The sequence below is a fragment of the Brevibacterium sp. 239c genome, assembly GCF_900169365.1.
In the GTDB taxonomy this organism is placed as follows: Bacteria; Actinomycetota; Actinomycetes; order Actinomycetales; family Brevibacteriaceae; genus Brevibacterium.
The window spans coordinates 1-13,857 of record NZ_FXZH01000036.1; the positions used below are offsets into that span (position 1 = coordinate 1).

The following is a 13,857-nucleotide window of genomic DNA, read 5'->3' on the forward strand; positions in this document are numbered from 1 at the left end:
CCGGCTGGTTCTCTTTCGGTGGTGACGGGAACCCTGGTGGACAGATCACGAGAAGGACACCGCGGAACGGGTCAGTCAGGCTTTGGGTCACACCGGGATTCCCGACCTTTCCAGTATCAACGTCAGGGTGACCGGACAGGGTGGGTGCCCCGGTCGAGGTCACGCGAGAGATGAGATGCTTTTCATCGGTCATCACCTGCTCGGTGGTGTAAACACCGGAGTGGACCTGGTGGTCGAAGACTGACCGGTCACGGAGGTTGACCGTGTTGTCCGGTCCGTCGGGAGAGCGTGACCGGTCGGGGGTCAGTGACACTGCCTTGTCGAGGGTGGTGGTCACGATCTGGTCGACGAGTGCGTGCCGGTCATCGGCGCTCGAGCACCGGACAAGACGCAGGACACGTTCGGCGCAAGCGCGGACGTTGGCGCGAGAGAATGTGGTCCGACGTTGTGACGCATCGGTCAGCGTCCATTGGCTGATCTGCTCAATGACGTCGAGTGTGACCATCTCGGCGGTCACTGTCCGGACATGGTGACCGACCGCGTTGCGGACAACGGTGTCCGGGTCGAGACCGGCCATGTGCGTGCGTTGCCTCCACCAATGCATCTTCTCGGGCAGGGTGGTCCGTTCCACGGTCTCTTTGTCCGGGCGGTTTTCCAGGGTCGCTCGTTGCCGGATGATGAGGATTTCGCGAGCAGTGGGACGACGCCCGTACGTGTCGGTGTATTTGGCAATCAGTTCGTCGGTGCGGGCCTCAATACTGATTGACCGGCTGGAGAACTCCTCGATGAGCTCGTCGGGAATTCCTGCGAGCTCCACACGATGTGCCGGTTCATAACCCGCGCTGGTCTCCTCCTGGGTCGCTTCTTCGATGAGCTGCTGGACATCAAGGTCGATGTCTCCTCGTGACTCGGCAATGGTGCCGACATCGGCGGCGAGCCGGTCGAAGATCAGCGAGTTGTACATCTCGGAGAGTGCCACGACGTGGCGGTGGAGCGTGTAGGAATCGATGGTGACCCAGTGGCCGTCTGAGGCACGCTGGACACGGTTGGCGATCACCAGGTGGGTGTGTAGTTGTGGGTCACCGGCGCGGGAGTCCCAGTGGTCGAAGGCGGAGGCGATCACACCGTTGACTGCGACGTGGGCGACACCGCCGTGCCCGGCCCTGGATTGGACGATGTTGGCCTCGGCCCAAGCCAGTGTTTCCTCGAGAGCTTGGCGGTGTGCGGCGTGGAGTCGACCTTGCAGTTCGGGACCGGCCAGAGCCCACAGGGCGGACACCGATTTCGGGGGAGAGAACGTGAGGTCGAATCCAGCAACACCGTCGCGTTCCTTCTTGGCCGGTCGACCGGCAGGGGTGACCGCACCCTCGGGAGCTGCCTGAGTCTTCATCAGTGGTCGCCCGATCGGCTTGTGGGTGACCGGGTCTTCCTGGAGTTCGTAGATTGACCGGGCGTGGGCCTCGGTCACTTCTTGACCGAGAGTGAGGCCGGTCAACCCGGTCAGTCCGGATCCGAGCCATGTTCCGGGGGGAGCTTTGGTCTCGGTGTAGTAAGCGGTCAGGTCATGGGATTGACCGTCGCCGGTCGCGGCGTGCTCGAGGTAGTAGTTGATGGACATCTTCGAGATGGACACGGTCATAGTCGGACTCCTTCGGTCAGAGGCGTGTGGCCGGTCGCGAGAGAGTGACCGGTCGGCATCCAGGGGTGACCGGTCAACTGGACTCGGTCATCGGTCATAGGGGTGGACAACAGGTGGCCGGTCAGGGGTCGGACACCACTGAGGAACAGGCGGTGGCCGGTCATTGACCGGCCTTGATTCGACGGTCACGACCGGCCTTCCACGTGGCCCACATGCGGACAATCGCTCGGTCACCGGGTGACAGAGCGGCGGGCTTGGCTGACCGGGCGAGACGGTCAACTAATGTGTCCCATGCTTCGATGACCGGTCGGAACCGCTGCCGGTCACGAGCCATATCGCTGAGTTTCTGAGCTGCCTTGTTGTATTCGGTCACCAAGGACTCGTAGCGGTCACGCAGCAGGACGTATTGACCGGTCGCTGCTTGCTGACGGTCGGTGACGGTGGCCAACCGGTTCTGCAGATCCAGGATCTGCTGCGCAGCGATCTCGAGGTCTGACCGGTCAATCGGACCTATCGTCGCTGCCTCCAAGTCGGCCGTGACCGCTGCGAGCCGGTCACGGGTGGACACGAGGTTCTTAACTCTGGCGGTGATCGCCCGTTGAGCGTGCGCCTGCTGCTGTCGTTCCCGTTTCCTCGCTTTGGCTTCTTGACGGCGAAGTTGGGTTCGTTCGGCCTCGATGGTCTTCCGAGCGTTGGCGAGCTGGGATTCCTTGCGAGAGATCTCTGCTCGGGCCTCGTCGAGCTGGTCCGACAGTCGCTGGGTCTCAGTCTTCTGTTTCGCCCGCCGGTGTTCGCGGTCGTTGGACCGCCGGCGGCACGTCGGTGAACAGAATTTCCGGCGTTTGGTCGCTGTCGGCGGCAGGGGAGACCCGCATTCGTTGCAGGGTCTAAGAGGTGTTTCCATACCTCGTCTACGCCACCCAGTGGTCGAGGCGTTTGTCGTTGCGTCGGGGCGTGAGCGCACGGTATGCACCTTGGTGCCAGAGGTGTGTAGATTTTTGGGCTGGTTTTGCTCGTCGGAGAGGTGATCTTCGTCTTGAGGCTGTGCGGCCTGGTATTGGGGATGGTTTGTACTGTTGAGTACTGAAATTCTCTTCAGCCTTGGGGAAGCTGTCTGAAGTATCTGCTGCCAGGTGTTCGACGTTCGCTCTGTCTCGAAGGTGGTAGTTGCTCTCGTGTCCGAGAGCCCCCAGGAGGGCCGTGGACGTGGCTGCCTCCAGCAACGCACAATAGAACGTATGAGCGAATACGATGGGCCGGACTGGATGATTGAATATGGAGACTTCAAAGCATTGTGCGCTCACGTCAGTGGAGAATACATTCGCTTCTACCTCACCACCGGGCACAGCGGGGTCACATACACGCATTCACGGCGCAGTGATGGTCAGGACCTACCCCACTATTCGTGCCGACTGACCACCGAGCGAGACCATGCACTGGTGCTGCGGACAGGCGAGTGGCGGAACCACCTCGATGACGTGCCTCGGGTGGTCAGGAACTGGATTCGCGAGTACGTGAACCTGAGAAGCTGCAGTTTCGAACCGGGCCGATACCAAGGCGATCCCTACTGGAAGCAGCAGCTGTTCCGCGACAACGAGTGAACAGTCACAATCGGCTCTTCCCAGCCACCGCAGCAACCAGGGTGCCGTAGCCTTCCCCTATGGCAATAAGCGATGACTCCTTCTCCAGCCCCTCCTTCAGAGAGTGGTTCGACGCACTTCCCTGTGATGACTATTGGGGCAATTGTTAGGCCAGGGCACAGGAAAGTATTGCCAAGGACAAAGCCACACACGAAGCCCAGCGGACCTGAACCCTTATGGTTATGACAGTGTGAAGTGGCCCCGGCATGACGGTTTCATCTGGCCCCACCCGCGACTCGCCGATGGTGTTGCGACGGCCACAACTGGCCCCACCCGAACCTAGAAGAACCTACTGGTTCAACAGAACGGGGCCACCACCTTGGAGTCACGAGTGGAACTCTTCGCCACCATCCGCCGCGACGCCCGCATCGAAGGACTCTCGATCCGAGCTCTCGCCAAACGCCACAACGTCCACCGCCGCACCATCCGCCAAGCCCTCGACAGTGCTGAACCACCAGCCAGAAAGCCCCCGGCTAGGTCGTCGCCGAAGCTTGATCCTTACAAGCCCGCGATCGATACCATGCTGCGCTCGGACCTCGACGCGCCCAGGAAACAACGCCACACAGCAACCCGGATCCTGAACCGGCTCATCGACGAACACGCAGCCGCGGGACTCTCATACTCAACCGTCCGCGACTACGTGCGCGTCCGCCGGGCAGAAATCGATACCGCGGCCGGCAGGCGTAAAGAAGTCTTCATCCCCCAACACCATGCCCCTGGTGCTGAAGCTGAGGTCGATTTCGGGGAAGTCTGGATCATCCTCGACGGAGTGAGAACGAAGTGTCACATGTTCGTCTACCGACTCTCCCACTCCGGCAAAGCCATCCACCGTGTTTACCCGACCTGCGGGCAAGAAGCCTTCCTCGAAGGCCACATCGACGCCTTCGAAACTCTCGGCGGTATCCCGACCAGGCATATCCGCTACGACAACCTCACCGCCGCCGTCACCACGGTCTTGCACGGGAAGGATCGGCGTCGGAAGGAAAACGACCGGTGGGTACTGTTTGCCTCGCATTACGGGTTCGACCCGTTCTATTGCCAACCCGGCATCACGGGAGCCCATGAGAAAGGCGGGGTTGAAGGAGAAGTCGGCTGGTTCCGCCGCAACCACCTCACACCCATGCCCGAAGTCGCCTCACTGGCCGAACTCAACGAACACATCAAGGCATGGGAAGCCGACGACGACCGCCGGCGGATCAGTGGGAAACTCACCACCATCGGCGACGACTACGCCACTGAACGGGACTTGCTGGCTCCGTTGCCGACTGAAGCCTTTGATCCCGGTCTCGTGTTGCACCCGCGGGTTGATCGGTCCTCGATGATCACCGTGCGGATGATGAAATACTCCGTGCCCGCACATCTCATCGGCCAGAAAGTCCGCGTCTCCCTGAGAGCCTCACATTTACAGATCTACGATGGTCACCGGTTGGTGGCCACGCATCCACGGGTCGCGTCTCGTGGCGGGCATGTCGTCGATCTTGATCATTACCTCGAGGTTCTCAAACACAAACCCGGAGCCCTCCCCGGCTCCACAGCACTGGCAGCCGCCCGTGCATCTGGGGCGTTCTCCCCAACCCATGATGCGTTTTGGGCAGAAACCCGGAAAGTCAACGGCGATTCTGAAGGAACGAAAGAACTCATCGACGTTCTCCTCCTCCACCGAGCACTCCCCGCTGACGCTGTGATCGCAGGAATCCGTGCAGCGCTGAAGATCGGCGCGGTGTCGGCTGAGGTCGTCGCGATCGAAGCCCGCCGCCATGCACCTCCCGGTGGGGCCACTACTGACCGTCATCCCGTTGCTCGCACGAATGAGCAAGAGCAGAAAGTTGTCAGTCTCACCCAACGCCGCCTCACCGACCCAGGCGCCGTGATCGCGGGCCTGCCACCCGATACCAGACCGGTCCCGTCAGTCGCTGCCTACGATCAGCTGCTCCCACGCCGTGGCGCACCATCACCACGGCCACCTGCTCCCGATATTCCGAAAGCGAGTACACCCTGATATGGCCACACCACCCACCACTGTCACGAATAGTCTGCGGCGACGCCGCAACATGACCGAAGAAGCTGCCCTGGCAGCGATCGATCAAGCCTGCCGACGACTCCGGCTACCCACGATCCGCGCTGTTCTCGACGAAGCCATCACCGTCGCTGGGAAAGAACAACTCTCCTACCCCGGGTTCCTCGCCGAACTTCTCCTGGCAGAAGTTGATGATCGTGACCGTAGGTCCACGATCCGTCGGGTGAAGGCGGCTCAGTTCCCGCGGAGTAAATGGCTCGGGGATTTCGACTTCGACGCTAACCCCGACATTGAAGCCGCGACCATCAACCAGCTCGCGACCGGTGAGTGGATCCGCAAAGGCGAACCCCTGTGTTTGATCGGGGACTCCGGGACCGGGAAGTCCCATCTCCTCATCGGTCTCGGTACTGCGGCCGCCGAACAGGGCCACCGGGTCCGGTACACATTGGCGACCCGCCTGGTCAACGAGTTGGTGGAGGCTGCTGATGAGAAAACGTTGGCGAAGACCATCGCCCGCTACGGGCGCGTGGACCTGTTGATCATTGACGAGCTCGGATACATGGAGCTCGACCGTCGTGGTGCCGAACTTCTCTTCCAAGTATTGACCGAACGAGAGGAAAAGAACAGTATTGCGATCGCGTCGAATCAATCATTCTCCGGGTGGACAGACACGTTCACCGACCCGAGACTGTGTGCCGCGATCGTGGACCGACTCACCTATCACGGCACGATCATTGAGACCGGCACACACTCCTACCGACTCGCCCACACACGACAGTCCGCGCCTTGAGAACTACTCGACGGGGCAGAACCGCCTGCGGTTCTGCCCCGTCCATCGGCTAAGGAGAAGCGTGTGTTCCTCGTTTAGTTGTTGATTTTCTCCCAGTCCGCCGGATCATCGACGACTGGGAAGTTGCCATCCAGTCGAATGTCACCGACGGTAATGACCTGAATATGGCCAATCGCAAGCATTTTGCGGGCGTTAGCCTGTTGATAGATCACGGACTCGATAGCTGCATCAGTCAACAGGTCGAGGACTTCTCCCTCTGGGGACTCTCTGATCGTCGACATGTAAAAGTAGCCATACACGGTGTCGCCAGGCTCAACCCAATGCCCCTCCGAATCATTGATGAACCGTTCTTCCCAGCTGACTTCGTACTCTGAGTGTTCGGCCTCGAACCGCTCACAATCTCGCTCGTCAGTCACAATCCCTATGAACGGATCGATCATCTCTTCCGAGTCGAACGGCGAAGGCTGTTTAGCGAAGAGCAAAAATACCTTCTGGTTACCCATAATCACCTCATCTGCAAGTCAGCGGCTTCTAGTGCGGACCGCATGGTACTGAGAGTATCGGCGAAGTCACCCGCGCCCAAAGTGTCCGGCCCTGATACCGCAGTCGGCCGATCGAGCTGGCCGACCATTTGTGCTTCTTCGTTCCCTTGCACTTATATTTCATGTTCGTCTGCGTGAATTTCACCGTATAGTACTTCTTCTTGTATTTGCCGCCGGTACGCAGGTCCTTGTCGTTAGCGGTTTGTGGGATTTCGATCCCAGCCTTGACCCACATGAGACCGTTCTTCACTCTCAGTTGGGAGGCCATCTTGATTCCGGTCACCTTCTTCGTGCACACCGTGACCGGTTTCACTCCACCGTATTTGTATCCGGCTGATTTTCGGGTGTGGAATCCGGCAGGGTGCAAGGTGCAGGGTCCGTACCGCTTGTACGCAGCCTGGGCCGAGATGCCCTGCGGGTGTTCTTTCTCGATGGCGTCGAGTTTCCGCATCGCTTCTTCTTCGGTGTCGGCCTCGACGTAGGGAGATGGTCCCTGCGAAGATGTGATTTCTTCTTCGCTGACTTCGTCTGGTTCGGAAGCCGTGGCTGGGGTGGCTACGAAGCTGAGAAGGAGGAATGTCAGGGTCGTACAAGCCAATGCTGGTTTGAATCTCCTCATAGTGGTGCCTTTCGCTGTGGGTAGAGTCCGTTCACTGTTAGCAGCGAACGGACTGACACTATGTCGGCTGTGGCCTTGAGCGCATCTCCCGTAAATATGAAATTTGGGCAGTTTCAGTCAGACCCGCTGGAGGGAGTGGGGGCACAGGGTGGGGCCAGTTCAGGCCGTCAGGGTGGGGCCAGTTCTAGTTGACATAGCCACCCTTACGTCAGAACGACGAGAACCCCGGCGGCTGCACAACTGCAAGACACGCAGGGCACCCCGACGCAGGCGCGCGAACGCTGGCTCGAACTATAGAAGTCGGCGAGGCTGGAAGCGCGGCAGGATCTCACGACTGTAGCCGGTCACCACACGCACACTCTGGTGACTAGCCGCATCTCAACCACCGCACCAACCGGGGTGCCGTAGCTGGTGAGGGCTGCCCCCACTAAAAACCTAAAAGAGATCCTAGTGCTGCTGGAGTCTAACCCACCGCTCAGTGGGAGGGTCGACTTCAGACGCCCACTCGACGTGGTAGCCCAGCTTCTGAAGAACACACGCACCACGGCGCGTGTCTGAGTTCGGCGCCACTGCGCTCGTCTGTCCTTCGGGGTCGCCTGCGTACTCTTCTGCTTGCCCACCCCGAACTCCTCGATCAAGGTCTCGAGCACGTCCTCGAGACGAGGACGGAAACGGTGACCGCCGAGAAGGAAGTGGATGCTTTGCAAAGATGGGACCGAATTGGCATCAGGACGCGATCGCGCCCGGCGTGTGCTTTGCACTGCTTTGGCCATCAAGAACGTAAACGCGCCTCGATGAGCATGAACATGCATATGTACAGAAGGAACCTTGCCTGAGTTACGGCCGTACTCATATCGGAAGATCGGTCCAGCTCCGGCCCTCGGGACGACCTCGAGCTTGGACTTTTCGACCGCCAGGAAATCATCGTCCCTGTCGAGGCAACATCGATAGTCCACCTTGCAGTTGAGGAACGGCTGTTCGCCCACGGCTAGAGGAATGCCGACTGACAGGTTTTGGGGCTCTTCATTGATTCGGTACGGACCAAGGCGTAAAGCGCCGCGAGAGTGCCAGGGCGGGTATACCCGCTCAGCTGCGAAGAGCCGGCAAGCCGGGTTAGGCTCCACCGCTGTTGCACCCTGAGTAGCCTGGCAAGCGGATGATCTCAGGCGTTCTGTGCCTATCCTTATGGGATGGACATCATCACGCGGGTCAGGCGTCGTTTCGGTTGGTTGCGCGGAGCAACACCTGCCGAGGTCGGAATGTTGGCTTCCGCTGCGGTGCTGGGCGCAGCAACGTTGTGCCTACTTCCGCAGAGTCTGTTGATTTTGACGGGGAAGGCGGAGAAACTGTCGGGCCCGGGCTTGGAGCTTCCTTTCGCATTGGGGGCCGGTGGTGTGGCAGTTGGACTGTTCGTCGTGTCTCGGTATATCCGTCGGCGGCGCGGAGCAGTGGCTAGGGGGTCACTCGCCCGTGGCTTTGGTCTGGCCGGCGGCCTGCTCCTGGCTTCTATTGCGCTGGCTGTCCTCTCGTGGTTCGGGGGCTCTGGTGGCGGAGTCATGCATTGGCTTTCGGTAGTGGCGCTGTATACCGGCATGCCAGTACTCGTCGCTACCTTGATTGTGCTTGTCAGTTGCGTCGTCATTGCCGCGGTCCGTGGCGCCAATAGGGCCTCTTTGGACACCTGATAGGGGTCGTAATGTGAGGCCGCCAGTGGCGAGGAGCATCCGTAACCGGTGGTTGTCGCGGTTGCGGAACTCTCTGGCGAGTCGGCGGTGGAGCTCAATGATCCCGGGCATGGCCTTGGTACCGCCGTTGTTCGCACGGCCGGTGGTGAAGTGCGCCAGGAACGCATCCCGTCATCGGCGCAGGGTCCGGCCCATGCGAGTGACTTCGGGGATCGGACAGGTGTGGAATGAAGTCAGGACCTTCTCAGCGCGTCGCCTATCCACGGCCGGGTCGCCGGCCCGGTAGGCGGCTCGTCGGTCCTGGGCGCACTGCCAGGCGATGAAGGCTTCCTCGTGTGCTTCGTTGGCCTCGATCGTCGTGTTCAGGCGTGATCGCTGCTTTCGGTGAGGTGCTCCGCTCCGGCGAGCAAAATGGTCTGGGTCCCGAACAGCGGGTCGCCCTTGCGTCCGCGGTGGCCGAGCGTATCCTGCTGGACCTGGCGGCGGACCTCATCGACCACCGCGGTGCCGAGTTTGACGACGTGGAACGCGTCCAGCACCGGGGTGGCGTCTTCTAACTGGTCTTCGATCGAGGCATCACGAATCGGCTCATTCGGCGTGCCAACCGTTTGGTTACGATCCGAGTACCGCGACACGGCTGTCCAGTGAAGTACCTATCATGCTTTTCGCGCCGATGGTCTGAGGTTATGGCGACTTCCTGAGCTACAAATTTCCTTGACTACTGGTGCCGATGTAGACCTTATCGCCACCATGCCGCCGTATCGCAAATGTTTCGTTTTGGACACGAAGATGCGATCACGTCAGAACTAGTCCGGTTTCACAGTACGTTGAGTTTGGGTCCAGCTGGCATACAGTTTTATTTCACAGCTTGACTGGATCCTGTTCTACGCACATCCTTCCCCCTTCAATGAGTGCCGGTGTCTAAAGAGAGAGATTTACAATGAACCGTACGGTATCTAGCACAATAGCCCTCGTCGCCATATCGATCCTCACATTCGGATCACTATCGCCAGCATCCGCCACAACCGAGACGCTTTCCCCGGCGGCCCAGAAGCAAGCTCAGGCACTGGTTGCCGAATCACCTGAGCTGACCGAATCAGCCCTCGTCAATGACGTCGAGGTTTACTCGGCATCAACTGGAGTATCGGTGGAATCGGTACTCCGCCAGGCCAGTAGCGAAAGCGCTCAGTCGATAGAGGCTGCGTCATCAAGTAAGAAGGGCAAACGCACCAAGAAAATTGGTAACGCCAAGCACAAGGGTGATGTGTTCGTCACCCCCGCATTCACCGGTGGTGTCAATCATGGACACACAGGCATTTATTCGGCGAAACCCACGATTGTCGAAGCACCTGGCACAGGGAAAAAGAGTCGGTCCACCTCAGCATCGAGCTATAAAGTTCCTAAAAAGTCCTACAAAATGGATGTGAAGACCTCACAGACGAAACGAAACAAGGCCGGATCGTACGCTTACAACAAACTCCGAGGAAAGAAGTACAGTGCGAACTTCGCGGTGAACAAGAAAACCGGCAGCGCGAAAATGAACTGCTCTCAACTTGTGTGGGCGGCGTATAAAGCCTCGGTCAAGATCGATCTGGACGGAAATGGCGGCCTCGGCGTCTACCCATACAACATCAAGGATTCGAAGCACACGCACATCTACAAGACGATCAAGTAACCTGAAACTTCACTGTGTCGCGGGTGCTATTGCACCCGCGACACCCTCACGCCCTAGGAGCGCGATGAAGAAACTCTGGTGGTTGTGTTCCGCCTCACTGATAGCTCTGCTCACCGGTTGCTCGGAAACTCCGGAGCCGACCACCCCGACGCGGGACGCCACCACCACCGATGTTATTGCCGCCTTCACGATCAGCCGTCAACAATCTGGTGTGGTCGAATCCGATGGCAAGGGGTACGTCGTCCTGGTCAAAGAAGACGGTGGAACCTCCGTCATCGAGACCACAATCATGCAGCATGCGCAGTTGGACTGGAATAAGGACAAACTGGCCTTCTCCGATACAGAGAATGACTACATCGTGGGTACCTCGACTGAAGTGATACCCACGGATACGAAGACTGACTACCAGCAAGCCCTTTCGCTTAGCGACGACGGGACAGTGATCGGTCTCTACAACGATGGTTACGAGGAAGACAGCTACGTCGAACAACTCATCACATCGTCAACGAAGGGGTCTGACTTCACCGAGGTTGAAGGGTATTTCCAAGTCACCGGATTCTGCGACGGAGACCTCTACGGGATAGCCGAACCTCTAGGGAAGTACCAGGCTGAGGCCGAACGACAGGGGGTCGAGGCCAAGGAAGCAGATGGCTACACGAGGCTGATGCTGAACCAACTGACGTCCGGGACCACGGTCGAGGAAGAGAATGTATCCATTCAGGCCGTTAATTCGTCAGGTCAGGAGTCGACGGATGCGCCCTGCGTTGACGGTAGTCTGTACCACTTGGCCAGTATTTATGCTGATTCAGGTGAGACTACCCCGGTGCTGCGAATATGGGACACCGATTCCGGCGACATGACCGAACTCGAACTCGTCACCGCCGACGGCGAACCGGTGACAGGCCCCGACCAGTCCACTTTCGAGATCAATGGTTCCTCCCAGCAGTCGCTGCGAGGTAACGATTTCGACTGGGTCGATGACTTCGGACGGGCATGGCGAACGGATATCACGACAGGTATCAGCCAGAAGCTCTTCGAGCTCGTCGACAGCTACGACAACAGCACTGATACTCGCGTGGTGGATTTCACCGAGAATGCGTTGACGGTGGTGACCTTTCAGCAAGAAGCGGAAGAAGTCCGTCTCGTGCAGTACGACCGAAACAGCGGAGAAGTCCTCACTGAAATCGACCTCCCCGACATCGCCAAGACAATCGATGACAGTTCGATTTGGGCGGTGTCTGCCAGAGACTAGGGCATGTCTGGTTTATCGGCGTAGCCTTGTCAGGATCGCGCTGATCACGGCTGCCGCTCGATATGTGATGGCGCGCTTGTCTTATCGTGTTGCTAATCTTCGCCATTGCTTGCGGTTGGCAAACGAGCGTTCCACGAAATTGCGGTTCCAATACGCCCCGGCCTGGAACGTCGGCGGTCGTCCACCGTCGCTCCCGCGTTTCTTCCGAGGCACGATCTGGTCCTTCTTCTCCGGAATCATCGCCCAAATACTACGCGACTGCAGACCCCTATGAAGTTTGGTCAAGGTGGAAGCGCAAAAAACGGTAAAGCCCGCCACGACTGAACCTAGCAATATGGAGCCGCTTTTACAGCAGCTGAATGTTCTGCTCGACTGCAGCCGTGTCGGCGCTGTCGTCGACAATGACGTTGGCAATGAGGTGTCCCACGACCGTCTGCGGGGTAGTCTGTTCGGGTCCGGCGAGGCCTGCGAAGGTGGCCGCAATTAGCTCGTGCGTGGCAGAAATTCGAGATCTGCCGGGAACGGGCAAAGAAGGGTCGAGCGAAAACAGTGCCAGTGTGCGAAAGAGATGACGGTCATTGGAAAGCAGTAGTGCCCCGTACTCACGTTCAGTGAGGCGTGAAGCCCGTGCGTGGTCTGACTTTTCGGATAGCCGGGTGTGAATCCTAGACGCGATGCCATTGACGAGATCATTCCGGGTGCTATAGCAGTTCGAAGTCGAACCCACCGGAAGACCGGCGAAGTCATCGACGGCTCGGTGTGTGAGGCCCCTGAGTCCTGCGGTAGCGACGACTCCGATCGCGGTATCGGCTACCAGAATGCGGCGTGAAATCACAGTTCAGCTCCCTGCTCGGAAAAGGTGATATCTCCGACTATAGTGACTGCCCACGCATGGCCGAGAGGTCAGTCCAGGTTCAGTGACGTCTGTGTAGCCGGTGACGGTGGTTGAGTGGCCAGGGCGTCGATGTGAGCATTCGAGGGTTGGGGGAACCCTGGTTCATCGGCGTTGATTGGGGCGACGTCGAATGGTGTCTGTCGCCCGTAATCTCCGTGTGGCTTCTGTGGTGTGAACTGCTCGACTTCACTCGTGCCGCCCATGGGATCGAACTCGGTTGACAGGCCTGCTGTGTCGACGTCTCTGGGCTGGATTTCGTTGGCATCAAGTATGCGAATGGAATGCTGGAGGGGTTGGTCTTCTGCGGTGTCGTTGATGAAGTCCTGTGTCACCTCGGCGGCGTACCCGCTTTCGACTGCGATCTGGGCCAGTTTGCGGTGAGCATCCCAATCGCCGACGTCGAGACGGTGTCCCGCGGCTTCGAGTGTGGCTCGGTTGTAGACGCGATCGGGACGAGACACCGACGGCTCGGCTGGTGCGTCTGCGGTAGGGGAGAAGTCTGTCGCACGTCGTTCTTCGTTCATGTGGTGTGCTTTCGTCACGATTCGAGACTCCCATTGTTCAGCATCTTGTGCCGCTGTGTCATCGGGTGAGGCCCCACCGAGGTCGATGCTGGACTGCGCGAGGTGCGCGATGAACTGAGTTTCGTCTCGGCTGAACAGTCGGGCATCGATGGTGGTGTTGGCTGCCAGCTTGGCTTTGATTCCGGCGTGCATCGCCCTATGGTCCTCGAACGGCATTTCCAGGTGATCCTTTATCCTCGGGTCGCGACTGATTTGGATCTCGAAGTCATGGATACCGATGTTGACCAGGCGGCGCAGCGCCCAGGCTTCATTTTCCGAAAAGGTGGTGAACTCACTCATGGTCGATCTCCTTAACAATAGACGTATCGGTTAGACGGCGATCACCTGGTCGCTCGTTGATCAGGACGGTGAGATTAGGCTTCGGTTTCCTTGTTTTTGCCGTAGTACTCCCAGTGATGCTCCTATAGATGTCAAGCGGCTTGAAGAAGGAAGTCCCGGTACTGCGCTGCGAACTCGTCATCACGAGCTTCAGCGCGTTCGATACGTGAAACCTTTACCTGACCGACGCTGAAATGCTCG

At 59.0% G+C, this 13,857-nt stretch carries 13 protein-coding genes; 6 read left to right on the forward strand and 7 right to left on the reverse strand.

Annotation, left to right across the window (positions count from 1 at the left end; all coding sequences use genetic code 11):
- Both mobF and BSP239C_RS19785 read right to left on the reverse strand, forming a co-directional pair.
- Positions 1-1,639: MobF family relaxase (gene mobF / locus BSP239C_RS19780; RefSeq protein ID WP_180959119.1), on the reverse strand; the 1,639-nt coding region annotated here is incomplete at its 3' end.
- 160 nt (positions 1,640-1,799) lie between these two features.
- On the reverse strand, positions 1,800-2,543 hold the full coding sequence (locus BSP239C_RS19785; protein ID WP_101575040.1) for a hypothetical protein: 744 nt from the start codon (positions 2,541-2,543) through the stop codon (positions 1,800-1,802).
- Positions 2,544-2,877: 334 nt separating this feature from the next.
- On the opposite strand from BSP239C_RS19785, the gene BSP239C_RS19790 reads away from it, so the two are divergent.
- From BSP239C_RS19790 to istB, 3 genes are all read left to right on the forward strand, one after another.
- A complete protein-coding gene (locus tag BSP239C_RS19790) occupies positions 2,878-3,240 on the forward strand; it encodes a hypothetical protein (protein WP_101575041.1) in 363 nt (120 codons plus the stop codon).
- Between the two features lie 358 nt (positions 3,241-3,598).
- Positions 3,599-5,278, forward strand: a complete 1,680-nt coding sequence (istA, locus tag BSP239C_RS19795) for an IS21 family transposase (RefSeq protein WP_029416763.1) — start codon at positions 3,599-3,601, stop codon at positions 5,276-5,278.
- Position 5,279: 1 nt separating this feature from the next.
- The gene (istB, locus tag BSP239C_RS19800) at positions 5,280-6,086 is read left to right on the forward strand and encodes an IS21-like element helper ATPase IstB (RefSeq protein ID WP_029416761.1); all 807 of its coding nucleotides are present in this window, start codon (positions 5,280-5,282) and stop codon (positions 6,084-6,086) included.
- A gap of 74 nt (positions 6,087-6,160) precedes the next feature.
- Here the strand turns inward: istB and BSP239C_RS19805 are convergent, their stop codons facing one another.
- Together BSP239C_RS19805 and BSP239C_RS19810 are read right to left on the reverse strand one after the other, a co-directional pair.
- Positions 6,161-6,589, reverse strand: a complete 429-nt coding sequence (locus tag BSP239C_RS19805) for a hypothetical protein (RefSeq protein ID WP_009882346.1) — start codon at positions 6,587-6,589, stop codon at positions 6,161-6,163.
- A 28-nt stretch (positions 6,590-6,617) separates the two neighbouring features.
- The gene (locus BSP239C_RS19810; RefSeq protein WP_125178024.1) at positions 6,618-7,247 is read right to left on the reverse strand and encodes a hypothetical protein; all 630 of its coding nucleotides are present in this window, start codon (positions 7,245-7,247) and stop codon (positions 6,618-6,620) included.
- Positions 7,248-8,437: 1,190 nt separating this feature from the next.
- Here BSP239C_RS19810 and BSP239C_RS20845 point away from each other — a divergent pair.
- On the forward strand, positions 8,438-8,932 hold the full coding sequence (locus BSP239C_RS20845; protein ID WP_029417902.1) for a hypothetical protein: 495 nt from the start codon (positions 8,438-8,440) through the stop codon (positions 8,930-8,932).
- Between the two features lie 362 nt (positions 8,933-9,294).
- Here BSP239C_RS20845 and BSP239C_RS21225 read toward each other — a convergent pair whose 3' ends face one another.
- Positions 9,295-9,567: a transposase gene (locus BSP239C_RS21225; protein WP_009885539.1), complete on the reverse strand. Its 273-nt coding sequence runs from the start codon at positions 9,565-9,567 to the stop codon at positions 9,295-9,297.
- Between the two features lie 305 nt (positions 9,568-9,872).
- Here BSP239C_RS21225 and BSP239C_RS19825 point away from each other — a divergent pair, with 305 nt between their 5' ends.
- Positions 9,873-10,607, forward strand: a complete 735-nt coding sequence (locus BSP239C_RS19825; protein WP_101575043.1) for a YiiX/YebB-like N1pC/P60 family cysteine hydrolase — start codon at positions 9,873-9,875, stop codon at positions 10,605-10,607.
- Complete coding sequence (locus tag BSP239C_RS19830; protein ID WP_145997515.1) at positions 10,534-11,859, forward strand: hypothetical protein; 1,326 nt, start codon at positions 10,534-10,536, stop codon at positions 11,857-11,859. The genes BSP239C_RS19825 and BSP239C_RS19830 overlap by 74 nt, the downstream gene beginning before the upstream one ends.
- A gap of 346 nt (positions 11,860-12,205) precedes the next feature.
- On the opposite strand, the gene BSP239C_RS20980 is transcribed toward BSP239C_RS19830, so the two are convergent.
- Entirely contained in the window at positions 12,206-12,694 is a 489-nt protein-coding gene (locus BSP239C_RS20980; RefSeq protein WP_205751095.1) for a TetR/AcrR family transcriptional regulator, read from the reverse strand.
- Between the two features lie 68 nt (positions 12,695-12,762).
- The gene (locus tag BSP239C_RS19845; RefSeq protein WP_009883630.1) at positions 12,763-13,617 is read right to left on the reverse strand and encodes a hypothetical protein; all 855 of its coding nucleotides are present in this window, start codon (positions 13,615-13,617) and stop codon (positions 12,763-12,765) included.
- Between the last annotated feature and the right edge of the window lie 240 nt (positions 13,618-13,857).

What these genes read in the sequence shown, in the direction of transcription:
- BSP239C_RS19805 (WP_009882346.1), bottom strand. Translation starts at nt 6,589, where the DNA reads ATGGGTAACCAGAAGGTATTTTTGCTCTTCGCTAAACAGCCTTCGCCG.
- BSP239C_RS19830 (WP_145997515.1), top strand. Translation starts at nt 10,534, where the DNA reads ATGGCGGCCTCGGCGTCTACCCATACAACATCAAGGATTCGAAGCACA.
- BSP239C_RS19785 (WP_101575040.1), bottom strand. Translation starts at nt 2,543, where the DNA reads ATGGAAACACCTCTTAGACCCTGCAACGAATGCGGGTCTCCCCTGCCG.
- BSP239C_RS19845 (WP_009883630.1), bottom strand. Translation starts at nt 13,617, where the DNA reads ATGAGTGAGTTCACCACCTTTTCGGAAAATGAAGCCTGGGCGCTGCGC.
- BSP239C_RS19825 (WP_101575043.1), top strand. Translation starts at nt 9,873, where the DNA reads ATGAACCGTACGGTATCTAGCACAATAGCCCTCGTCGCCATATCGATC.
- BSP239C_RS19810 (WP_125178024.1), bottom strand. Translation starts at nt 7,247, where the DNA reads ATGAGGAGATTCAAACCAGCATTGGCTTGTACGACCCTGACATTCCTC.
- BSP239C_RS19790 (WP_101575041.1), top strand. Translation starts at nt 2,878, where the DNA reads ATGAGCGAATACGATGGGCCGGACTGGATGATTGAATATGGAGACTTC.
- istB (WP_029416761.1), top strand. Translation starts at nt 5,280, where the DNA reads ATGGCCACACCACCCACCACTGTCACGAATAGTCTGCGGCGACGCCGC.
- BSP239C_RS20845 (WP_029417902.1), top strand. Translation starts at nt 8,438, where the DNA reads ATGGACATCATCACGCGGGTCAGGCGTCGTTTCGGTTGGTTGCGCGGA.